We start from the raw sequence: 21,510 nt of genomic DNA, 5'->3' as shown, positions 1-21,510 counted from the left end.
CACCGCTGCCACCCGAGAGCACTGCACCGAACCGAGAGCGGCCCGCCGGCCCGGAACCGCCCCACCGCGCGCGCCGCGCCTCCTCGCGAGCACCGCTCCACACGCAAGCACCCGCGCGAAGCCCCCCGCCCGGCCGGCCCGCGGGGATCACCCCGCGCCGGCCGGCCGCCCCCGCCCCGTCCGCGAGGCCGCCTCACACCGCCAGCGCCGCGACCCGCTCCCGGTACGCCCGCACCGGAGGTGCGTCGCGGTACGGCTCCAGACGCCGTTCGAAGTCGCGGACGTACTCCGCCGCCCGCGCCGAGCGCATCTCCGCCGCCTGCTGCGCCGCCTCCGCGCCCAGCACACACGCCTGCTCCACCTCGCCGAGCCCCAGCCGCGCCGTGGCCAGCACCAGCCGGCAGAAGACCCGGCTGCGCGCGAACCCGGCCGCCCGGAGCTGCAGCGAGCGCTCCGCGTGCTGCGCCGCCACCCGGTACTGCTGCAGGTCGCGGTAACAGTGCCCGAACTCGTCCGCGAGCTGCGCCTCGTCGAAGAAGCGTGCCCAGTGCGGCGCCTCCTCTCCCGGCCGCGCCGACTCCAGCGCCCGCTCGGCCCGCGCCAGCGACGTCGTGCAGGCCCGCGCCTCGCCCAGCAGCCCGTGCCCGCGCGCCTCCGCGGCGTGCAGCAGCGCCTGCACCACCGGCGGCGCGCCCCCGCCGACGCCCTGCTGCGCGACCCGGGTCAACTGCACGGCCTCCCGGCCGTGCCCCAGGTACACCGCCTGGCGGCTCATCGTGACCAGCACATAGCTGCCGTACGCGCGGTCGCCCGACGCCTGCGCCAGCCGCAGCGCCTGGACGAAGTACCGCTGGGCGAGCCCGTGGGCCGCGATGTCGTACGACGTCCAGCCCGCCAGCCGCGTCAGGTCCGCGGCGGCGGAGAACAGCCGCCGCCCCGTCGCCTCGCTGTACGTGCCCCGCAGCATCGGCTCGACCTCGTGCTCCAGATACCGCACGAGGGCCTGCCGGGCGTGCCCGCCGCCGTACGCGTTGTCCAGCGCCCGGAACATCTCGGCGACCGACCGCATCGCCCCGATGTCCCCCTGCGTGACCCGCTGTCCCGGCGCCCGCGCGCCCGGCACGCCCCACCCCGGCCCCGCGTCACCGCGCCCGCCGGCCACGCCGGCCGCGGCTGCGCCCGCCGGCCCCGGCCCGGTGGCGACGGCCCCCGCCCCGACGACGGCACCGCCGCCGCCGAGTCCCGCCCCCGACCCGCGGCCCTGCGCCGGCACCCGCACCGCGCCCGGCTGCCCCGGGCCGCCTCCCGGCGCCGCGCCGGGGGCTCCGCGCTGCGGCTGGAGCTCGCGCGCCACCTTCTCGTCCGGCCTGCCGATCAGCCAGTCCCGGCTCGGCACCACCAGACCCGCAGGAGTGAACGCGATCTTCCGCAGCTCCGCCTGGCTGCCGGTGTCCTTGCGCCACAGCCCGCTCACGATGTCGATCGCCTCGGCCGGCGTCGAGGCGAACTCCAGTCCGGCGTACACCGGTGCGCAGGCGTCGAGCCCGAGGTCCTGCGCCGTCAGCCGGCGGCCCAGGCGCCGGGTGAACACCTCGGCGATCAGCGCCGGTGTCGTGCCGCGCGGCTGCTGGCCGCGTAGCCACCGGGTCACCGACGTTTTGTCGTACCGCAGGTCGAGGCCGTGTTCGAGTCCTAGCTGATCGACTCTGCGCGCGAGCCCCGCGTTGGAGAACCCGGCCTCGGAGATGAGGGCTGCGAGCTGGCGGTTGGGAGGTCGTTGTGAAGGTCGTTCCGTCGTCACCTGTGGGGTCTCCTGCCTGGCCTCCGGGAACGGCGCGAATGTAGCGACGAAACAAGCCTCACTCGCCGCATTCGTCCCAGCTTCATCCGATCGTGTGAGGACACCTGGGTGCGGGGCGGGAACGTATACCGCCGTACAGTTGCAGGGAGTCGGCTGGAACATCGCCAGCCGCATATGCCGGGCGGCGCATGCAGACCGCCCGGCGCCGAGTGCGCGAACAGCGCGAGGAGGGCACAGTGGGCGAGCTGCGCTTCGTTCACCTGGGGTTCGGCGAGAACGCCGTGGAGTACCTGGAGGCTTGGCAGGAGCAGCGGCGCGTGCACGCCGCCCGCTTCGCCGAGGAGATCCCCGACACCTGTCTGCTGCTGGAGCACCCGCCGGTCTACACCGCGGGCCGCCGTACGGCCGAGGACGAGCGCCCGCTCGACGGCACCCCCGTGGTGGACGTGGACCGCGGCGGGAAGATCACGTGGCACGGACCGGGCCAGCTCGTGGGCTACCCGATCCTGAAGCTGCCGCGCCCCGTGGACGTCGTCGCGCACGTACGCCGGCTGGAGGAGGCCCTGATCCGCGCCTGCGCCGACTTCGGCCTGGCGACCACCCGGGTCGAGGGCCGCAGCGGCGTCTGGGTGCTGGGCGACCCCGTGCAGCAGCGCGGCCGAGATGCAGCGCAGACCGGGGATCCCGAGCGGGGGACGGGGGAGGGACACCCGGCCGGAGCGGAAGCGCGGACGAGCGCGACCGGCGGCACAGCGCAGCGCGCCGAGCTGGGCGGGCTGGCGCTGGACTTCGACCCGCGGCTGACGGACGAGGAGTACGACCCGCGCCTGGCCGGTCCGGAGTACGCGCCGTCCAACGCGGGCCAGCGACGCGAGGACCGCAAGCTGGCCGCGATCGGCATCCGCGTCGCCAAGGGCGTGACCATGCACGGCTTCTCGCTGAACTGCAACCCGGACAACACCTGGTTCGACCGGATCGTGCCGTGCGGCATCCGCGACGCGGGCGTGGCCTCGCTCTCCGGCGAGCTGGGAAGAGACGTACCGGTGTCGGAGGTTCTCCCTGTCGTGGAGAAGCATCTGCGCGAGGTCCTGGAGACGACCGAGCCGCTCCCCCGCGCGGTCTGACTCCACAATTCAGAGGCGTACGCTGGAGAACGCCGAGGAATCGAAAGCTAGGAGCCCGGACGTGTCCGCTGTCGCACCCGACGGTCGCAAGCTGCTCCGCCTGGAAGTCCGCAACAGCCAGACCCCCATCGAGCGCAAGCCCGAGTGGATCAAGACCCGCGCGAAGATGGGGCCCGAGTACAACGCGCTGCAGAAACTCGTCAAGGACGAGGGTCTGCACACGGTCTGCCAGGAAGCCGGCTGTCCCAACATCTTCGAGTGCTGGGAGGACCGCGAGGCGACGTTCCTCATCGGCGGCGAGCAGTGCACCCGGCGGTGCGACTTCTGCCAGATCGACACCGGCCGCCCCGCCGAGCTGGACCGCGACGAGCCCCGCCGGGTCGCCGAGTCCGTCCAGCGCATGGAGCTCAAGTACGCCACGATCACCGGCGTCGCCCGCGACGACCTGGACGACGGCGGCGCCTGGCTGTACGCGGAGACGGTGCGCCAGATCCACGCCACCACTCCGGGCACCGGCGTGGAGCTGCTGATCCCCGACTTCAACGCCGAGCCGGAGCAGCTCGCGGAGGTCTTCTCCTCCCGCCCCGAGGTGCTCGCGCACAACATCGAGACGGTCCCGCGGATCTTCAAGCGCATCCGCCCCGGCTTCCGCTACGAGCGGTCGCTGGAGGTCATCACGCGGGCGCGCGAGGCCGGCCTGGTGACGAAGTCGAACCTCATCCTGGGCCTGGGCGAGGAGCGCGAGGAAGTCGGCCAGGCGCTGCGGGACCTGCACGAGGCGGGCTGCGAGCTGATCACCATCACGCAGTACCTGCGGCCGTCGCCGCGGCACCACCCGGTGGAGCGGTGGGTGAAGCCGCACGAGTTCGTGGAGCTGCAGCAGGAGGCCGAGGAGATCGGCTACGCGGGCGTCATGTCCGGGCCGCTGGTGCGGTCCTCCTACCGGGCGGGCCGGCTGTACAAGCAGGCCATGGAGAAGCGCGCGCAGCCGGCCGCGTGACGCCCGCGGCGCGGCCCGCCGCGGGCTGCGGCCCGCGCCGCCCGGGTGGTCTTCACCCCGCTTTGACCACCGGGCCACCCGCCGGTAACACCGTGGGGTGAGCATGGAACCCGACCCAGCTCCGACCGCTTCGACTTCCGGATCGCCGAGGGGGGCCGTCGTGCCGTCGTCACCGTCGTTACCGTCCTGGCCGCCCCGGCCCAGCGTCGCCGGAGTGCTGCGCACGATCGAGGGCGTGCTGCTCCGCGGCGAGCAGCGCACCGCACGGCGCAACGCCTGGGACGCCGTCCTGGAGGACCGCCGCCGGGCCGTGGCCCGCCGCGAGTCGGAGTCGGCCGTGGGAAAGGCGGATCCCCCGGTGGGCGGTACGTCCGCTCTGTCCCGGTAGCCGCCCCGGCCCTCTCCCGCCGCCGCCTCCCGGCGGCCGTCGCATGCCGGGCCCGGTCTGACCACGGGCCCGGCTGGCCGTAGAATTCGCCCCATGGCCAGCAGTGAACCCACACCCGAGAAGACCGGGCGTCTGAAGCAGATCGCCCTCACGTACAAGATGACCAGGCGGGCCGACCCCAAGGTCGGTCTGATCGTCGCGGGCGTGGGCATCCTGGTCCTCGGTGCCGCCCTGGGCATCGGCTTCCTCATCGGGCACCCGATCTACCTCGGCATCGTCGGTTTCCTGCTGTCGCTGCTCGGCATGGCGATCGTCTTCGGGCGGCGCGCGGAGGCGGCGGCCTTCGGGCAGATGGAGGGCCAGCCGGGCGCCGCCGCGGCGGTGCTGGACAACATGAAGCGGGGCTGGACCGTCACCCCCGCGGTGGCGATGACACGGCAGCAGGACGTCGTGCACCGGGCCGTGGGCAAGGCGGGCATCGTCCTGGTCGGCGAGGGCAACCCGAACCGGCTGAAGGGCCTGCTGGCGGCCGAGAAGAAGAAGATGAACCGGGTCGTCGCGGACGTGCCCGTCCACGACATCGTCGTCGGCAACGACGAGGGCCAGGTGCCGCTGAAGAAGCTGCGGGCCACGATGATGAAGCTGCCGCGGGTGCTGCAAGGTCCGCAGGTCACGCAGGTCAACGACCGGCTCAAGGCCCTGGGCGACCTGATGAGCAACATGCCGGTCCCGAAGGGCCCGATGCCCAAGGGCATGCGCATGCCGAAGGGCGGCGGCAAGCTGCGCTGAGCGCGGCGCCGCGCTCGTACGGGCGCGCAGGCCCCGTCCGGGTACGGGGCCGCGTCTCCCCGTCCGGGGTACGGGGCCGTACCCCGGAAGACGCCCGCGGATCCTGTGGATGCCCGCTCCGGCGTGGATGCCCGCTCCGGCTCAGCGGCGGGCTGCCCCGGGTCGCACGCGGACCGCGAACGGGTTCAGAACCGCACCTCGACGGCGCGGGCCACGCGCTCGTGCAGTCCGCGGGTGTCGCGGTCGAACATGACGGCGGGGATCAGCAGGCAGAGCAGCACGGTCCGGGCGACCGTGGGGGCGACGCCGAGCCGGGCGCCGTTCTCGGCGAGGACACGGATGCGCATGATCCGCTTGCCCGGTGTGAAGCCGAGGGTGCCGACCAGCAGCACGCTCATCACGAAGAAGACGCCCATGGTCCACAGCCCGAGCGTCCGGGTGTCACCGCCGACGAGCAGACCGTAGGCGATGAGCTGGCACAGCAGCCAGTCGATGACCAGCGCCGCGATGCGCCGGCCCACCGGCGCGACCGAGCCGGGCCCGGTCTCGGGCAGCCCCAGGCGCTGGCCCCGGTAGCCGAAGTCGACGCCCATGTCCTCGGCCGCCGAGCGGGGGCCGGAGAGCCACGATCCGATTGCTTGCCGCTTCTCCGCGTCATCCACGTATCCACGGTACTGCCAGGCGCGCGAAGCCCTTCCCCGCCCCCTGCCGGCGGCCCGCGGACCGCATACGATTCCGGCCACCCGGAAGCCGCCGGGGCCGCGTTCCCGGGCGCGGGCGGGGGCCGCGGTTAACATCGGCGAAACAATCGGGTCATGCCCGAGAAATCCCGGGTGCCTAGGCTCGGGCCAGCATGCCGGCACGATGGCACGCCGGTGGTGCGCACCTTGCGCAGGCCCTGCAGGCTTACCCGTCCCCTCGCGGCGGGACAGAGGAGGAGTGGGATGTTCCAGAACGCCGACGAGGTCGAGCGGTACATCACGGACAACGACGTGAAGTTCGTCGACGTGCGTTTCTGTGACCTGCCGGGCATCATGCAGCACTTCACGGTGCCCGCGGAGATCTTCGAGCCCGACGGCCAGCTCATGTTCGACGGCTCGTCGATCCGGGGGTTCCAGGCCATCCACGAGTCCGACATGGCGCTCGTGCCGGACCTCTCCACGGCCCGCGTCGACCCGTTCCGCAAGGACAAGACGCTCAACGTCAACTTCTTCATCCACGACCCGATCACCGGCGAGCAGTACAGCCGCGACCCGCGGAACGTGGCCAAGAAGGCCGAGGCGTACCTCGCCTCCTCCGGCATCGCCGACACCGCCTACTTCGGCCCCGAGGCGGAGTTCTACGTCTTCGACGACGTCCGCTTCGAGACCAAGGCGAACGCCGGCTACTACCACATCGACTCCGAGGCCGGCGCCTGGAACACCGGCGCCATCGAGGACGGCGGGAACCGCGGCTACAAGGTCCGCTACAAAGGCGGCTACTTCCCCGCCCCGCCCGTCGACCACTTCGCCGACCTCCGCGCGGAGATCACCCTCGAACTCGCCGCCTCCGGCCTGCAGGTCGAGCGCCAGCACCACGAGGTGGGCACCGCCGGCCAGGCCGAGATCAACTACAAGTTCAACACGCTGCTGGCCGCCGCCGACGACCTGATGCTCTTCAAGTACATCGTGAAGAACGTCGCCTGGCGCAACGGCAAGACCGCGACCTTCATGCCCAAACCGATCTTCGGCGACAACGGCTCCGGCATGCACTGCCACCAGTCGCTCTGGTCCGGCGGCGAGCCCCTCTTCTACGACGAGCAGGGCTACGCGGGCCTGTCGGACACCGCCCGCTACTACATCGGCGGCATCCTGCGCCACGCCCCGGCGCTGCTGGCGTTCACCAACCCGACGGTGAACTCCTACCACCGCCTGGTGCCCGGCTTCGAGGCCCCGGTCAACCTGGTCTACTCCCAGCGCAACCGCTCCGCCGCGATCCGCATCCCGATCACCGGCGCCAGCGCCAAGGCCAAGCGCATCGAGTTCCGCGCCCCGGACTCCTCCGGCAACCCGTACCTGGCCTTCTCGGCGATGCTGCTGGCCGGCCTGGACGGCATCAAGAACAAGATCGAACCCGCTGAGCCGGTCGACAAGGACCTCTACGAGCTGGCCCCCGAGGAGCACGCCGCGGTCCCCCAGGTCCCGACGAACCTCCCGGCGGTCCTGGAGTCCCTGGAGGCCGACCACGAGTTCCTGCTCCAGGGCGGCGTCTTCACCGCCGACCTGATCGAGACGTGGATCGACTTCAAGCGCACCCAGGAGATCGAGCCGATCCAGCTCCGCCCGCACCCGCACGAGTTCGAGCTGTACTTCGACGTCTAAAGAGCAGCGCCGGGTGCCCCGGGCAGAAGCCCGGAGCCGTGCCCCGGAAGCGTCACGAGGGCCGCGCCCCCGCAGAACGGGGGCCGCGGCCCTCCTCGCATGTCCCGGCGGGCTGCTGCCGGCAGCCGTGCGGACGGCGGCGCCCGGCGGTGGGAAACCGGTGGAGGGAGGCTTCGGGGGTTCGTAGCGTGTCACGCATGCCGATGTCCGTCCTGTACTGCCGTGATCCGTTGAATCCCCGACGCGTGGACGAGCACTTCGCGCAGGAGGCGCGAGAAGTGCGCGTCTGCGGCGGGGCCGTGGGGCTGGTCGACCACGATGCGCTGCTGCAGGGTGATGCCCGGCAGGCCGTCGCACGCGTTCCGGAAGGGCTGGGGAGTGCCTGGTACCGGGGCTGGATGATGCCGGGCGACCGGTACGCCGCGTTGGCCGAGGCGCTGCGCCGGCGCGGCACCGCGTTGGTCGTGTCCCCGGAGCAGTACAGGACCGCTCACGAACTGCCGGGCTGGTATCCGGCGTTCGCCGGCATCACGCCACCGAGCGCGTGGCGCCCCGCCGCACCCGGGGAGAACATGGCCGCCGAGGATCTGGCGGTCCTCGCCGAGGCGCTGCCGCCGGGCCCCGGAATCGTGAAGGACTACGTCAAATCGCGCAAGCACGAGTGGGAGCAGGCGTGCTTCCTTCCCGATCTCGCCGACACGGAGGGACTGACACGGGTCGTGCGGCGCTTCGTGGAACTGCAGGAGGAGTTCCTTGCCGGCGGGGTCGTTCTCCGCGGCTTCGAGACGTTCGCGAAGCCGGAGTCCGTCGCGGACGAAGTCCGCGTGTGGTGGCTGGACGGCGAGCCGAGACTGCTCACGCCTCACCCGGACAGCCCCTTCGAGCGCGCGCCGGTGCCCGGCCTCGACCACGTCCGTCCCGCGGTGCAGCGCCTTGGATGCCCGTTCGTGACGACGGACATGGCTCTCCGTTCGGACGGGGTGTGGCGCGTCGTCGAAGTCGGTGACGGGCAAGTCAGTGACGTCCACCCGTCGACCGCGCGGGGGGAGTTGGCCGGTCTGCTGGCCGGCGGCCCTCCGGCCCGTAGGTGACCGGCTGCGGCCCTCTGCCGTACTCGCCCTGCGCCTCGGCCGGAGGCCGGCCGAGGGGGTGTGAAGCCCTCCGGCCCGCGGCGGTCGCCCTGCCGCGACACGGCCGGCCCGGCGCGGGGTGCCGCGCCGGGCCGGCGTGTGTGCGTCCCCTCGGGGGATGGGGACGTCGGTGGCCGGCCGTCCCGCCGGTCGCGCCGGGCGGGGTCGGCCGGTCGGCCCGTGGGCCCGTCAGCTCGTGGGCCCCTCAGGTCGTGGCCCGTCAGCTCGTCAGCCTGCTGTGGATGATGCCCGCGTACGCCTCCTCGCCCCGGGCGTTGGGGTGCAGCGGTGCGGCCGGTGCGGTGGGGACGTAGCCCTCGATCCACTTGTCGCCCGGGGACTGGCAGGCGTCGTGGCCGCGGCTCGGGGTGAAGACGTCGACGTACTCGGCACCGTGGGCCGCCGCGCGGTCGGCGATGACCTGGTTCATGTGGTTGACGCTGCCCTGGAGCCAGTCGGCGTCGGGGGCGAGCACCGGCTGGTACGGCCAGCAGCCGCCCGGCTTGATGTAGTCGCCGTAGCCGGTGACCAGGACGCGGGCCTGCGGGGCACGGGCGTGGATGCCGTCGAGGACGGCGCCGAGCTTGGGTCCCATGGCCTCGATGCGCTGGGCGACCGTGTCGACGCCGCCCTCCATGAAGCCGTCCTTGCACGGGTCGGCGGCCGGGTTGAGCTGCAAGCAGTCCTCGGCGACGCCGACGAGACCGGCGTCGTTGCCGCCGATCGTCAGCGTGACCAGGGTGGTGTCCGCGCTGAGCGCGTCGAACTGCGGCGGCGCCTCGCCCATGTCCACGTCGAGCAGCGACAGCGACTGCGGCTGCGTCATGTGGTCGGTCCTGGCGCCGCTGCACGTGACGTCGCGCAGTTCCGCGACGCCGAGCCGGTCGGCAAGTTCGTGCGGGTAGTTCTCGGTGGAGCGCCCGCAGGCGAGCGGCCCGGTGGGGAGCGGGATCAGCGGCCCCGAGGCCATCGAGTCGCCGAGGGCGACGTAGACCTCGCCGGCCTCGGCGTCGGCGGCGGCCGGGGCGGCTGTGCCCCCCACGACGAGGCCGGTCGCCGCGGCGGCGCCCAGCGCGCCCTTGAGGAGTTTCGGCACCACGTTCATCGGCGGCTCCCGGCGGTGGGGGTGGATGTGGCGGAAAGTTGTGTCGTGCACATGATGCAGACGGGAAAGGCTGCGCTTAACTGGTCAGTAACGCAGACTTCTCCGGGAGCCGTTGTGACGCGTGACAACACACCGCTGTGTATCGGCGGCAGCCCGGTCGACGCGCGGCTGCGGGCCCGGGTGCCCGCGCTCACCCAGCGCGTCGTCGACCGGCTGCTCACCGAACTGCCCGTGTACGCCGCCCTGCCGCCCGAGGAGGTCGCGGGCGACATCGCCGACATCGTGCAGCGCAGCCTGCGGCTCTTCGCCGACGTGCTCCAGCGCCGCGGGCCCGCACGCGACGACGAGCTGGTACGGCAGCGGGAGTCGGCCGCCCAGCGCGCCGAGGAGGGCGTGCCGCTGGACGCCATCCTCAGCGCGTACCAGATCGGCACGGCGATGGGCTGGGAGGAGATCTCCGCGGAGGCGCGGCCCGCGGACTTCCCCGACGCGCAGGAGGTGCTGCGGCATCTCTTCGTCCTGCAGCGGCAGTTGGTGGCGGCGGTCAGCGCCGCGTATCTGGAGGCCCGGCAGGTGCTCGACGTCCAGGAGCACGCGCCGCGGCACGCGCTGCTGGCCGCGCTGCTCGCCGGCGAGCCGCTGGACGGCATCGCCCGCCGTACGGGGCTGCGCCCCTCCCCGCGGTACGTCGCCATGACCCTGTACGTCGCCCCGCACCCCGACGAGCACTCCCCCGGGCCCCGGTCGCGGATCGCCGCCCGCCGCAAGATCCGCCGGCTGCAGACGGCGCTGAACGGCTTCGCCGGCGAGCCCGCGCTCACCGCGCTCGACGCCGACGGCGGCACCGCGCTGCTGCCGGTGACGGAGGAGCCGGATTGGGCGGCGCTGTGCGGGCTGATCGACCGTACGGCGAGGGCCGTCGGCGCGCCGGTGACCGCGGCGGCGGCGGAGGCCGCGCCGGACGGGCTGCCGGCGGCGGTCGCGCAGACGGCGGACATCGTGGAGCTGGTGCGGCGTACGGACCGGCCGCCCGGCCTGTACCGGCTGGCCGACGTGCTCCTCGACTACCAGCTCAGCCGCCCCAGCGAAGCCCTCACCGGGCTCGCCGACCTGCTCCGTCCGCTGGCCGGCCGGCCGGAGCTGCTGCACACCCTGGAGACGTACCTCGCCCGCGACCTCGACCGCCGCGGCACGGCGAAGGCGCTGCACGTCCACCCCAACACCGTCGACTACCGCATCCGCCGCATCGCCCTCCTCACGGGCCTGACCCCGACGACCCCGGCGGACGCCCGCCGCCTGAGCGCGGCCCTGGTGGCCCGCCGGACGCTTGGGGCCTGACGGCCGGCCGGCGGGGTCGTCGGGCGGGGAGGCGGGGGCGGCCGGGCGCGTGGCGGTGCGGGGATCCTTGCGAGGGGGGGAGCGGGCGCCGGCGGGTTGCCGTGGCGGCCGTGGGCCGCTGAGTGGCTGTCAGCTGACGCGGTTGTAGATCGCCGTGCCGGGGCAGCCGGTGTAGCCGAGGCGCGTGCCGCAGCCGGAGTACTGGCTGGAGCCGTCCCACCAGGTCCATCCGCCGATGGTGCGGCCGTTCAGCCAGGTGTACTGGCCGTTGAGGTTGGCGTCGTAGGTACGCAGGCTCCAGTGGACGTGAGGGCCGTTCGCCGAGCCGCCGGCGCAGAGGTCGGTGCCGATGGTGCCGAGCAGGGCGCTGCCGCCGATCGACGTCCCGTTGTAGTAGGTCGTGTTGTGCATGTGGTAGTAGTCCGTCGAGAAGCCGTTGGGGTGGATCACCCTGGTCCAGCCACCGCCGGCACCGCACATCGAGGTCGCCGTGCCTTCACGGGACGACCGGACACGCCCGCTGGCGTTGCCGCCGGAGAAGTCGAGGCTGCTCCAGTAGCCGGACCCGCCGGTGTGGGAGTGCGGACCGCCGCTGACGGTCATGTAGTAGTCGGGCATCCACGGCAGGAGCAGCCCGCCGGTGTTGGCCGTGGCCCCGGTCGGGGACGCCTCCTTGTCCGGGGTCGTCCTCCGCTGCGCGTAGTCCGTCATGATCTTCCGCTCCGCTTTGCCGACCAGCGGTGACGTCGCCACATGGTCGGCGAACTCGCGGTCGCCTTCGAGGCCCGAGACCCAGCGCCCGTTCTGGCGGTGGGCGATGTAGAGCCAGCCCTCCGGCTGGCCGTGAGCCGTGCGCGAGGCTTCGACGTACGCAACACCGCGGGCCCATCCGGCCGAGACGGTGCGGACGTCGACGACCACCTCGCGGTCCTCGGCGGCGAGTTTGCCGACAGCCTCCGCCGGGGCGAGGCCCTTGGCGTCGTGGGACCGGGAGAGGACATCGGCGGAGACGGCATCGATCAGCGCTTTGCGGCCGGCGCCGAGACGGTCGGCAACTGTGTCCGGCATCTTCACGGTGACACCGGCGGACGGCGACGTGGTGGACGCCGGTGTCGCCAGAGGCTTGACCACCGCTTCCGGGGAGGTCGCCACCGCCGAGGGCGCGGTGGCGACCAGCCCGGTGACGGCGAGAGCGGCGAGGGTGGTTCTCACGGAGAGCCTGAAGAGCATGGGTGGTACTCCATTTCCGTGTGAGAGGGACCAGTCGGGTGAACCGGCCAGCACGATTTTGACAGAGCACGGTCAGGCCGCGCGAGGCATGGATGTCATGGAATCTACGGATGAGGGAGGCATCTCCACCTGCATCCCATCTGTCGATGACCGGCACATCCACCCTTGGTCACTCAGGATCGATGGAGAGGCACCGCTGATCGGGCCGTACCCCGGACCCGCCGTGCGGCGCGGTGCTCTCGGTCGACGAGAGGACGCGGACCCGGCCCTGGAGGGGAGCCGGCCGCTGCTGCCGATCGCCCTCGCTGCCGGCGGGCGACGTACCCGCGGCTACGTCCGGCACGGCGCCGCGGACCCCCGCGGCATGCGCTTCCCGCGGTCCTCGCTCAGCCCGTCATCGAACCGCGCCACGCCACAGATGCGGCTCCTCTGCGTGGGCGGTCACCAGCCAGGCCGGGGAGCGCAGCAGCACCCCCTCAGGGGTGACGTACGGGGCCAGGGCCGCGCGCAGTTCTTCCGTCGCCTTCGCCGTCGTCACCGCGTCGAGTTCCGCCATCGGCTCGCGCACATGCGGCCGGCCGAGGACGAAGGCCAGCGCCTCGTCCAGGTCAGCACCCAGGTCCATCGGCTCGTCCTCGGGCGACAGCCGGACGTCCGCGAAGCCTGCGCCGCCCAGCACCTCGCGTACGCGGTCGGGGTCGGCCAGCGAGTGGGGGCCCGGTTCGTTCGCGCCGCCCGGGGACGGCGGCACGGTGACGTAGCGGCCGAGGGCGGCGCGCGGCACCAGCGAGTACTCGCTCTCCTCCGGTGCCCGCCAGCACACGAACGCCAGCCGCCCGGCGGGCCGCAGCGCGCGGCGGATGTTGGCGAACGCCGCCACCGGGTCGTCGAAGAACATCACGCCGTTCCGGCTGATCACCAGGTCGTACCCGCCCGCGGCGAAGTCGTGGACCTGCGCGTCGGCCTGCTCGAAGCGGACGTTGCCGACGCCTTCCTCCGCCGCCCGGGCGCGCGCCTGCGCGAGCATCGCGGCGGACAGGTCGACGCCGTGGGCGAAGCCCTCGGCGGCGAGCCGCGCGGCGATTCGGGTCGTCTGGCCGCAGCCGCAGCCGATGTCGAGCACGCGGTCGTCCGCGCGCACGCCGGCGCCCGCGAACAGCCGCTCGCCGTAGCGGGACATCGCCGCGTTGTACTGCTCCTCGTACGCGACCCAGTGGTCGCCCGTCGCGCCGTCCCAGTCCAGGGTCCGCGTGCTCTCCGCCACGTCAGCCGCCTCCCGCCGTCTGCCCCCACGTCACGGTCACCGTACGCGCCTGCCGGGCGGGCGGGGGCGTCACCGTACGCGGAACACCGGCCCCCGCGCGACGAACGGCAACGACGCCCCCGCCGGGATCAGAAAGGCGTGCTCCCTCCGCACCCGCAGCACGTCGCACATGCCGTCGGTGATCACCAGTACCGGCGCCGCGCGCGGGAAGTCGTCGGCCCGCTCCAGCAGGTCGAGCCCCGGCTGCAGCACCGTGCCGCCGCGGCCCCGCACCCGCACCCGGCCCGCGATCTCCGTGGCCGGCAGGTAGCCGGCGTCATAGGGCGAGGCGTCGCAGAAGACGACGCGCGCCGCCGGCACGTCACGCGCTTCGGCGTACGACGCGATGGCGCCCAGCGCCTTGCCGAGGAGCGTGCGGTCCATGGACCCGGAGGTGTCGAGGACGACGCCGAAGGTGCAGCGGGCGACCTCTTCCAGCGGGAAGGAGCGGCCCGCGCGCGGGATGTCGGGGTGGCGGCCTGGCGGCGGGCGGGGCGCGCGAAGGTGCGCACCGGCTCGGCGCGGGGCACGAACTCGTCGAACCAGCGGGCCAGCAGCGCGTCCCACGGCAGCGGCGGCTGGGCCAGCGCGCGGATCTCCTCGATCAGGCCGGCCGGCAGCATTCCGCGGCCGTGGTCGCGCTCGTGCAGGTCGAGGCCGCGCTGCAGCCCGCGGCGGTAGAACTCGTCCAGGTCGACGTACGCGGCCGAGGGGTCCCGCGGCACCAGCGGTCCGCCGAGTACGTCGCCGAGTCCCCGGCCGCGCAGGGTGGCGAGCCGGCGGCGCTGGAGCCGCAGGTCGGCGGCGAGGCGGTCGTAGACCTCCTCGGCGGACAGCCCCGCGAGCCGCGGGTCGTGCAGCAGCCCGGGGGGCATCTCGCCGACGCGCATCTCCAGCAGCCAGCCGTTGACGACGTAGTCGGCGGCGACGTTGAAGAGGTACGGGTCGCGCGCGCCCCGGCGTTCGCCGTGGCGCAGGGCGGCGTGCAGCATCTCGTGGCCGAGGATGAAGCGCCACTCGTCGTCGGAGTGGTCCTTGAGCGGGTTGATGTAGATCTCGCCCGCGGCGGCGTCGACGGCGGCGACGGAGATGTCGTGCGCGCGGGCGAGTTCGGCGTCGGCGACGACGGTCATGCCCGCGGCGACGCCGCCGAGCAGCGGGTACGAGGAGACGAACCACTCCAGCGCCCGCTCCCACGGCCGCCGGGGCACCCGCTCACCGGTGAGCGAGTCACGCCGCCCGCCGGCGACCTCCATGGCGGCGGACATCGTACGGGTGAGGGCGTGGGCGAAGTCCTTCTGCCAGTCCGGCGGCGCGGTACCGGTCCAGCCGCCCCACGGCAGCAGCAGCACGTCGGGCTCGTCGCCGGCGGCGCCGCAGCGCTCGTACTCCGCGGGGATGCCGTCGCGCCGCCAGCGCGCGGCGAGGTCCTCCTCGCTGCCGCCGGGGTAGTGGGCGGGCAGGTCGGCGGGCGGGCGGCCGGTGCCGAAGGTGACGAGGAAGCGGTTGACGACGGTGCAGCGGGCGGCCTGTTCGTACCGGTCGGGCTGGGTGCGCGCGCCGCGGGCGGCCGGGGCGTGGCCGAAGCCGAGGTGCAGCAGGCAGTGGGCCAGCGCCCACGTCCACGCGGCGGGCTCGGCGCGCCGGGTGGGGTGGGCGTGGACGGTGCCGTGGGAGTCCACCCGGGCGAGGCCGTGGGCGGGGGCGATCGCGGCGGCGTCGTCCCGGAAGATCGTGGTGCCGGGTGCGCCCGCCGGGCGCGTGGCGCCGGCCGTGCCCTTGCGGACGACCTGCGCGCCGAGGGCGCGCAGCGCGGGGTTCTGCAGGGCCTTGGCGAGCCCGGCGGAGAAGGCGCGGGTGGCCGGGTCGTCGCGCTGCTCCGCCTTCGCCCTGCCGCGCCGGGCCGCCCGGTTCGTGCGGCTCATCGGCGGGCCTCCACCAGGCGCGGCATGTCGCGGGCGGCCTCGACCAGGAACCAGGCGGGCAGCACGGGCTGCCCGTCGGCGTCCTCGGCGATGACGGTCTGCGCCACCTCCACCGATATCTCGGCCAGTTGGACGAGGAGCGCCTTGGCGCGGTACGCGGTCTCGCGCACGGCCGGCGAGGCGTGCTCCTTGCTCGCGGGCAGCTCCTTGACGAGCCGGCCGCGGAACGCCTCGGCGAGGTAGTAGAGCAGGTCGCGGTCCTCGGTGCGGCGGGGCCAGGAGGCGTCGCCCTTGAGAATGGCCTCGACGCCGTACCGGTGCCGGACGATCTTGACGTATCCGCAGAAGGACACGGCGTGCGCGGGCGTGAGCGTGCCGTGCGCGACGGTCTTCAGGGTGGCGTCGTCGAGGGCCGGGCCGAAGGAGTGCAGCGCGTCGGAGAGCATGTGCCAGGAGCGCGGGGTGGAGAACGGCTCCTCGGTCTTGGGCGGCTTGGACCACAGGTGGCCGGGGCGGTCGGTCAGATAGTCCGTCACCCAGGGGTGGATGCCCTGCTCGCCGGCCCAGACGAGCCAGTCGGCCGCGGACGCCTCCAGGTGGACGTGGGCGAGGCGGTTGACGAGGGCGGAGGCCATGGGCCGGGCGAGCGCGTTGTCGGTGGCGCGGTTGCCGGCGCCGATGACGATGCTGCCCTCGGGCAGCTCGTAGCTGCCGATGCGGCGGTCGAGGATGAGGGAGTAGAAAGCCTTCTGCACGTCGGGGGTGGCCGCGTTCAGCTCGTCGAGGAAGAGGCAGTACGCCTCGTCCCGGGCGATGGTCTCCGGCGGGCAGAAGACGCTGCGCCCGTCGCGGATCTGCGGCACGCCGATGAGGTCTTCCGGGGCGAGCTGGGTGCCGATGAGGCTGACACAGTCGAGGCCCAGGGAGTCGGCGAACTTCCGTACCAGCGAGGACTTGCCGATGCCGGGGGCGCCCCAGAGGAAGACCGGACGCACGGTGGCGAGGCCGAGCAGCAGCTCGGGGATCCGGGCCGGGGTGACGGTGACGGCTGCCTGCACGCGGCGGGCTCCTGTTCCGGTTCGCGGTGCGGCGCGCGCAGGGGGTGTGCGCCGTGTCGGGGTGTCCAGTGTGGGCGGTGGGCCGGGCGCTGCGCAGCCGATTTTCCCGCGCCGGGCCGGGGCCGGGCGCGGGCGCGGGCGCGGGGTACGGCCTGGGCCGGGCCCCGCGCCCGAGACGCGGTCAGGACTGGGCGGTCAGGGCGACGGGATCAGATCAGCGGGAGCAGGCTGCGCACCAGCCGGCAGGTGGTGAGCGAGGGCGGATGGACGCCGATGCGATCCGCGGTGTGCCGTATCACCTCGTTGCGGGCGCGCTGCGGGGTGTAGACCCCGGTGTCGAGCAGGGCGATGGCGATGCGCATGGCCTTCAGCATGCGGTTGTGCGCGACATACCACTCACGCGGCATACCTGCCGGAAGCGGCTTCTTGGGCAGGGGTGTCGGGGCGTACGCCACTGGCATGGGCGACCTCCTCGGCCTCGTCTTGGCCCGTCTTCACTCCCTCCATGATACCGCCACAGACTGACAAACTCCCCTGGTCAAAGGTCATTTCGGGATACCAGTTCGAATGCACGGAGGCATACAGGGGCCCGTTCGGCACCGTCCGCCGCCTTCGGGCATGCTGGCACCGATGACCACCACAGAGCCCCGGTTCCCCGCCCGTACCGCCCCCCGCACCCGTACCGTCGCCGAACTGGACGGGCGGCTGTGCGAGTGCCGCGCCTGCCCGCGGCTGGTCGCCTGGCGGGAGGAGGTGGCGGTGACCAAGCGCAAGGCGTACGCCGACTGGGACTACTGGGGCCGCCCCGTGCCGGGGTTCGGCCCGGCGGACGCCGCGATGATGATCATCGGCCTCGCACCCGCCGCCCACGGCGCCAACCGCACCGGGCGGATGTTCACCGGCGACCGCTCCGGCGACGTCCTGTACGCCGCCCTGCACGCCACCGGTCTGGCCAGCCGGCCCACCGCCACCCACCGCGGCGACGGCCTGACCCTGCGCGGCGTCCGCATCACCGCCCCCGTCCACTGCGCCCCGCCCGAGAACAAGCCGACGCCCGCGGAACGCGATACGTGCCGGCCCTGGCTCGTCCGCGAGATCGAACTGCTGCGCCCGACGCTGCGCTCCGTGGTCGTGCTCGGCGCGTTCGGCTGGCAGGCGGCGCTGCCGGTGCTGGGCGGGGCGGGCTGGGAAGTGCCGCGCCCGCGGCCGGAGTTCGGGCACGGGGCGCACACGACGCTGCACCGGGCGGACGGCGGGGCACCGCTGGAGCTGTACGGGTGCTACCACGTCAGCCAGCAGAACACCTTCACCGGGCGGCTGACGCCGGCGATGCTGCGGGAGGTGCTGACGACGGCGGCGACCGCGGCGGGGCTGTAGCCGCCGCGGGTGCGGAGGTACGGGGCCGCGCTTACCGTGTGGCCATGGGAGCGAGTCACGACATATCCACCGCCGTTCCGCGACCCGCCGGGCCGCCTTCGCCGCCGCGGTCCTGCCGGTCGCCGGCGCCCTCGCCCTCACCGCCGCGAATCCTGCCGACGCCCCCGCCCGGCGCCCCGCCGACGACGACACGGGATCGCTCGCCCCGTCCTACCACCGGTCCGTGACGCGGAACGACGGCGGTCGCGAGGTCGCCGAGGCGCAGAAGAAGGCGGGCCGCAAGGCGGCTGACCTACCGGGGCGTGGGGCACACCGCCTACGCCACCGGCAACCCGTGCGTCGACGGCACCGTGAACGACTTCCTGTTCGAGGGCAAGCGGCCTCCGGCGGGAAAGCGCTGCGGCTGAGGGTCCGCTGTTCCCCCTCCGCCCCGCTCACGACGGCTCGGAGTTGAGGCGCCGTACGGCACCGACGGCGTCCCCCAGGGTCATGTGGTTCACGGCGACGATGGTCGGCAGCCGGCCGCGCAGCAGCGCGCACGTCCTGGCGCGACGGACGATGACGTCGGCGTCGTTGACGGCGGCGGCCTCGGCCCGGGGGGCGCCCATGCCGTGGGTGACGAAGTGGTTGAGGAGGAAGAGCCGCTTGCGGGGGTCGCTGCCGCCGCGGTGGGGTGCGCAGCTCAGATCGCCTGGGCGGCGCGCGCGGTACGGGGTCTCCACGGCGTAGTCGTAGAAGTTGCGGTACCAGGGCGCGGGCCCGTCGGCGTCCTCGGCGAAGACCACGAGCCGCCGCCCGGAGTCGGCCATCTCGCCGAGCGTCGGCCAGGGCGCGGCGGGGTCGGGATCGGGCCGGTGCAGATACGGCCCGAGGCCGGCGGTGCGGAAGGCGCGGGCGGTGTCGCGGGGGGTGATGGCGTCCTGGAGGATCAGGGTCACCACGTCCCGCGGATGCGTCTCCAGCCAGTCGCGCAGTTCGATCAGTTGGGCGGCGAACGGGGTGGCGCCCATCCGGCACGGCCCGTGGCACAACCACGTTCCGGGCCGTGGCCGCACGACGGAGTCGACGGCCCGTACGAGGGTGGCCCGCGCGGCGGCGTCGAGCCCGCCGGTGCCGGCGGGAGGCACGAGCCGCTCGGCGGTCTCCCAGTAGTGGGTGTCGAGGAGGAGCGCGCGGGCACCGCGGTCGAGCTGCCCGGTGAGGGAGACGTCCTGGTGCGCCCCGAGAAACCCGTCGGGCACGGTGGCCATGGCGTTGTGCGCCCCGACCTGCACCACCTTGTCGTACGGCCGCCCGCACAGGGCGACGTCACCGTTGCACGCCAGAGCCTCCTCGGAGGGTACGCCGACGAGCACCCAGACCTGTGCGAGGGCGGCGAGGACCGCGGCCCCGACAACGGCCCCGCGGGCCCGGAGGGCCCGGCGGGAGCGGAGGGCCCGGCGGAAGCGGAGGGCCCGGCGGAAGCGGAGGGCCCGGCGGAAGCGGAGGGCCCGGCGGGAGCGGGGTGACCCGTGCGGGGCGGCGCCGGTGCCGGGCGCGGGTGCCGCGGGAGCCCCGGCCGGGGTGGCGCCGGCGGCCGGGCAGCGGGGCGTGCCCGGTGCGGCGGATGTGGTACGGGCAGCAGCGGGCGCGGGTCCCGTCGTGGCGTGACCCGCGCCAGGCGCCGGAGGCTCCGGAACGCGGCACGGGTCGCCGCGGGCGGCACCGGGGCCGGCGGGATCGGTACGGGCAGGAGCGGGTGCCGTCGTGCCGCGACCCCGGGCCGGAGCCCGAGCTCCCGGAGCGCAGTCCGGGTCGTCGGCGGCGCCGGGGGCGGGACGGGCCGGGGCGGAGGCCGCCGGCGTGCCCGCGGTGAGGGCGCGCGCGGCGACGGTGCGGTGCAGCGTTCTGCGGGCGGCCGTGGCGGCGGTGAGGGCGGTGGCGGCGAGGGCGAGAACGAACAGGGCCGCCGCCCAGGCCAGGGCCGCGTCGCGGTAGAGGCCGGTCACCACGTCCGTGAGGAGGGCCGACACGCTCGGCGGCAGCCCGTCCGGCACCACCCGGCCGGACGCCGGCAGCGCCGCCCACACCGCCGTCCCCGCGGCGGCCGTCAGTACCGCCCCGCCCGCGCACGCCGCCGCGGCGGTCCGCGTCCGCGAGCGCCCGCCCCGGGCCGCCGCGCGCAGCGCCAGCGCCCCGGCCCCGAACGCCGCGGCGGTCACCGCGGCGACGGCCCACCACGACACGGAGGCGGCGAGCACGGTCCGTACCACCGCCCCCCGCTCCGGCAGCCACCCGACCGGTCCCGAAGAAGCGGCCGGAACCGGATCCGCACCGGCCCCGGCCGCGTCCTCCGCCACCAGCGGCACCCGCTCCTGCCCCGCGGCACCCGCCGGCGCAGCCTCCCGCCGTCCGGCCGCGTCCCCGGGCGCCGCGGACTCCGCCCCGGATCCGTCCCCGCGCGACGGCCCGCGCGACTCCGGCCCGCGCCCGTCCGGCGCGGGCGAACCCGCGGCACCACCCGCCGATTCCGCCGCCTGCCCCGCCGACGCCCCCCGCGGTGACGCCCCGTGCTCCACCCGTGCGTCCGCGCCCCGCCGGGCGACGGACCACGTCTCCGGCGGCTCCACAAGCGGCGGACGGATCTCCGCCCCCGCGTTCCCGTCCTCGGCCGGCGGCCGGGGCGGTTGTGCTCCCGGCAGCAGCCCGTCCAGGGCCGTCATGATGCGCCGTGCGGTGCTCGGGGGCCACGTGTCGTGGACGAAGCCCGCCACCGCCGCCCGCAGTGCCGACGCCGGGGCCGGCGACGGGCGGTGGGGGGTCACGTACGCCCGGAGGCGGTCGATGAGGTGGGTGAGACCGCGGGCCGCGGAGGGGTCCGCGTCGGCGCGCAGCGCGCGGAGTTGGTCGCTTCCCGCCTCGGTGGCGCTCTTCGTGACCGGGTCGCGCCAGTCGTCGCCCGGCGCCGGGCGGCCGGTGCCCGTCAGCGCCGCGACCAGGGCCCGCGCCTGCCGGTCCGCCGCCTCCTCCAGCGCGGGCCGCGGCACCAGCAGTGGCAGGTTGTCGACGACCGCGTTGCTGGGCAGCGGGATGCCGAGCGCGCCCGTGCGCAGCGCCCGGCGCACCTCGGGGTCCGGCAGCACCTCGTCGTAGACGCGCCGGTAGCCGTCGGCCTCGCGCACCGCCGCCGTGTAGTACGCCGGGTCGGCCACCGTGTAGCGGCACAGCAGCAGCATCGTCAGCGCGCTCAGCAGCGCGGCGGCGACCGCCGTCCAGATTCGCCGCGCCCCTGACATGCACTCAGCCTCGGCATCCCCCCGGCCGCGGGCCAGCGCAACGCGGCCGAACGGGCGAGCGGAAAAGCCGGTTGCACCAACGGTTACCGCCGTCGGCCCCACCGCCCGCGGGTGCGCCGTCGCCGAGGCCGGCCGCGCGCCCGCGGGCGCCGGCCACCGCTACCGCAGGACAGCGACCGCCGCGACGGCGAAGACCGCCGGGGCCGGGAGCGCAGCCGCGACACCGCTCGCCGAGCGCCGCGGGCCGGCGCGCTTCCGGACACCCGCACTCGCCGGCGCGGCTCCGGCCCGTCCCCGTACGACGGGC

The 21,510-nt window shown here is 74.4% G+C and carries 17 protein-coding genes and 1 pseudogene; 9 read left to right on the top strand and 9 right to left on the bottom strand.

The window, feature by feature from the left end; genetic code table 11:
• Positions 1–193 precede the first annotated feature (193 nt).
• Positions 194–1,801, bottom strand: a complete 1,608-nt coding sequence (locus I003_RS0107485) for an NsdA family TPR-like regulatory protein (protein WP_027770953.1) — start codon at positions 1,799–1,801, stop codon at positions 194–196.
• Between the two features lie 236 nt (positions 1,802–2,037).
• On the opposite strand from I003_RS0107485, the gene lipB reads away from it, so the two are divergent.
• The 4 genes from lipB to I003_RS0107465 all read left to right on the top strand — a co-directional run bounded on the left by lipB (position 2,038) and on the right by I003_RS0107465 (position 5,102).
• Entirely contained in the window at positions 2,038–2,925 is an 888-nt protein-coding gene (lipB, locus tag I003_RS0107480; RefSeq protein WP_027770952.1) for a lipoyl(octanoyl) transferase LipB, read from the top strand.
• A 61-nt stretch (positions 2,926–2,986) separates the two neighbouring features.
• Entirely contained in the window at positions 2,987–3,925 is a 939-nt protein-coding gene (gene lipA / locus I003_RS0107475; protein WP_027770951.1) for a lipoyl synthase, read from the top strand.
• A 214-nt stretch (positions 3,926–4,139) separates the two neighbouring features.
• On the top strand, positions 4,140–4,313 hold the full coding sequence (locus I003_RS36385) for a hypothetical protein (RefSeq protein ID WP_486584129.1): 174 nt from the start codon (positions 4,140–4,142) through the stop codon (positions 4,311–4,313).
• A 93-nt stretch (positions 4,314–4,406) separates the two neighbouring features.
• Positions 4,407–5,102 (top strand): DUF4191 domain-containing protein, encoded by a 696-nt coding sequence (locus tag I003_RS0107465; RefSeq protein WP_027770950.1) that lies wholly within the window; start codon positions 4,407–4,409, stop codon positions 5,100–5,102.
• A gap of 185 nt (positions 5,103–5,287) precedes the next feature.
• On the opposite strand, the gene I003_RS0107460 is transcribed toward I003_RS0107465, so the two are convergent.
• Positions 5,288–5,764 carry an RDD family protein gene (locus I003_RS0107460; RefSeq protein WP_037720324.1) on the bottom strand — a complete coding sequence of 159 codons (477 nt, stop codon included), beginning with the start codon at positions 5,762–5,764 and terminating at the stop codon, positions 5,288–5,290.
• A gap of 282 nt (positions 5,765–6,046) precedes the next feature.
• Here I003_RS0107460 and glnA point away from each other — a divergent pair, with 282 nt between their 5' ends.
• Together glnA and I003_RS0107450 are read left to right on the top strand one after the other, a co-directional pair.
• The gene (gene glnA, locus I003_RS0107455; protein ID WP_027770948.1) at positions 6,047–7,462 is read left to right on the top strand and encodes a type I glutamate--ammonia ligase; all 1,416 of its coding nucleotides are present in this window, start codon (positions 6,047–6,049) and stop codon (positions 7,460–7,462) included.
• A 197-nt stretch (positions 7,463–7,659) separates the two neighbouring features.
• Entirely contained in the window at positions 7,660–8,553 is an 894-nt protein-coding gene (locus tag I003_RS0107450; RefSeq protein ID WP_027770947.1) for an ATP-grasp domain-containing protein, read from the top strand.
• Between the two features lie 259 nt (positions 8,554–8,812).
• Here I003_RS0107450 and I003_RS0107445 read toward each other — a convergent pair whose 3' ends face one another.
• Positions 8,813–9,697, bottom strand: coding sequence for an SGNH/GDSL hydrolase family protein (locus I003_RS0107445; protein WP_027770946.1), 885 nt, complete (start codon positions 9,695–9,697; stop codon positions 8,813–8,815).
• Between the two features lie 114 nt (positions 9,698–9,811).
• Between I003_RS0107445 and I003_RS0107440 the strand changes: the two genes are divergently transcribed.
• Positions 9,812–11,035 (top strand): helix-turn-helix domain-containing protein, encoded by a 1,224-nt coding sequence (locus tag I003_RS0107440; protein WP_027770945.1) that lies wholly within the window; start codon positions 9,812–9,814, stop codon positions 11,033–11,035.
• Between the two features lie 129 nt (positions 11,036–11,164).
• On the opposite strand, the gene I003_RS0107435 is transcribed toward I003_RS0107440, so the two are convergent.
• The 5 genes and pseudogenes from I003_RS0107435 to I003_RS0107415 form a co-directional block, all read right to left on the bottom strand.
• On the bottom strand, positions 11,165–12,265 hold the full coding sequence (locus tag I003_RS0107435; protein WP_027770944.1) for a peptidoglycan DD-metalloendopeptidase family protein: 1,101 nt from the start codon (positions 12,263–12,265) through the stop codon (positions 11,165–11,167).
• Between the two features lie 394 nt (positions 12,266–12,659).
• Positions 12,660–13,529: a class I SAM-dependent methyltransferase gene (locus I003_RS31690; RefSeq protein WP_037720321.1), complete on the bottom strand. Its 870-nt coding sequence runs from the start codon at positions 13,527–13,529 to the stop codon at positions 12,660–12,662.
• Positions 13,530–13,598: 69 nt separating this feature from the next.
• Positions 13,599–15,493, bottom strand: a pseudogene (locus I003_RS31685) (vWA domain-containing protein).
• Positions 15,490–16,551 (bottom strand): AAA family ATPase, encoded by a 1,062-nt coding sequence (locus I003_RS0107420; RefSeq protein ID WP_027770943.1) that lies wholly within the window; start codon positions 16,549–16,551, stop codon positions 15,490–15,492. Before I003_RS0107420 ends, I003_RS31685 begins: the two are co-directional and overlap by 4 nt.
• A gap of 209 nt (positions 16,552–16,760) precedes the next feature.
• Entirely contained in the window at positions 16,761–17,012 is a 252-nt protein-coding gene (locus tag I003_RS0107415) for a hypothetical protein (protein ID WP_051368131.1), read from the bottom strand.
• Between the two features lie 169 nt (positions 17,013–17,181).
• On the opposite strand from I003_RS0107415, the gene I003_RS0107410 reads away from it, so the two are divergent.
• On the top strand, positions 17,182–17,928 hold the full coding sequence (locus tag I003_RS0107410) for a uracil-DNA glycosylase (RefSeq protein ID WP_027770941.1): 747 nt from the start codon (positions 17,182–17,184) through the stop codon (positions 17,926–17,928).
• 302 nt (positions 17,929–18,230) lie between these two features.
• Complete coding sequence (locus tag I003_RS34565; protein ID WP_486584128.1) at positions 18,231–18,335, top strand: alpha/beta hydrolase; 105 nt, start codon at positions 18,231–18,233, stop codon at positions 18,333–18,335.
• 27 nt (positions 18,336–18,362) lie between these two features.
• Here I003_RS34565 and I003_RS36380 read toward each other — a convergent pair whose 3' ends face one another.
• Entirely contained in the window at positions 18,363–21,203 is a 2,841-nt protein-coding gene (locus I003_RS36380; RefSeq protein WP_486584127.1) for a phosphoinositide-specific phospholipase C-related protein, read from the bottom strand.
• Between the last annotated feature and the right edge of the window lie 307 nt (positions 21,204–21,510).

This window comes from Streptomyces sp. CNQ329, from assembly GCF_000482585.1.
The sequence above is the reverse complement of the archived record's forward strand: the minus strand, read 5'-3'. Positions and strand labels throughout refer to the sequence as shown.

Coding starts and splice junctions, on each gene's coding strand:
- I003_RS0107465 (WP_027770950.1), top strand. CDS start 4,407: ATGGCCAGCAGTGAACCCACACCCGAGAAGACCGGGCGTCTGAAGCAG.
- glnA (WP_027770948.1), top strand. CDS start 6,047: ATGTTCCAGAACGCCGACGAGGTCGAGCGGTACATCACGGACAACGAC.
- I003_RS0107450 (WP_027770947.1), top strand. CDS start 7,660: ATGCCGATGTCCGTCCTGTACTGCCGTGATCCGTTGAATCCCCGACGC.
- I003_RS0107445 (WP_027770946.1), bottom strand. CDS start 9,697: ATGAACGTGGTGCCGAAACTCCTCAAGGGCGCGCTGGGCGCCGCCGCG.
- I003_RS0107435 (WP_027770944.1), bottom strand. CDS start 12,265: ATGCTCTTCAGGCTCTCCGTGAGAACCACCCTCGCCGCTCTCGCCGTC.
- I003_RS0107415 (WP_051368131.1), bottom strand. CDS start 17,012: ATGCCAGTGGCGTACGCCCCGACACCCCTGCCCAAGAAGCCGCTTCCG.
- I003_RS0107410 (WP_027770941.1), top strand. CDS start 17,182: ATGACCACCACAGAGCCCCGGTTCCCCGCCCGTACCGCCCCCCGCACC.
- I003_RS36380 (WP_486584127.1), bottom strand. CDS start 21,203: ATGTCAGGGGCGCGGCGAATCTGGACGGCGGTCGCCGCCGCGCTGCTG.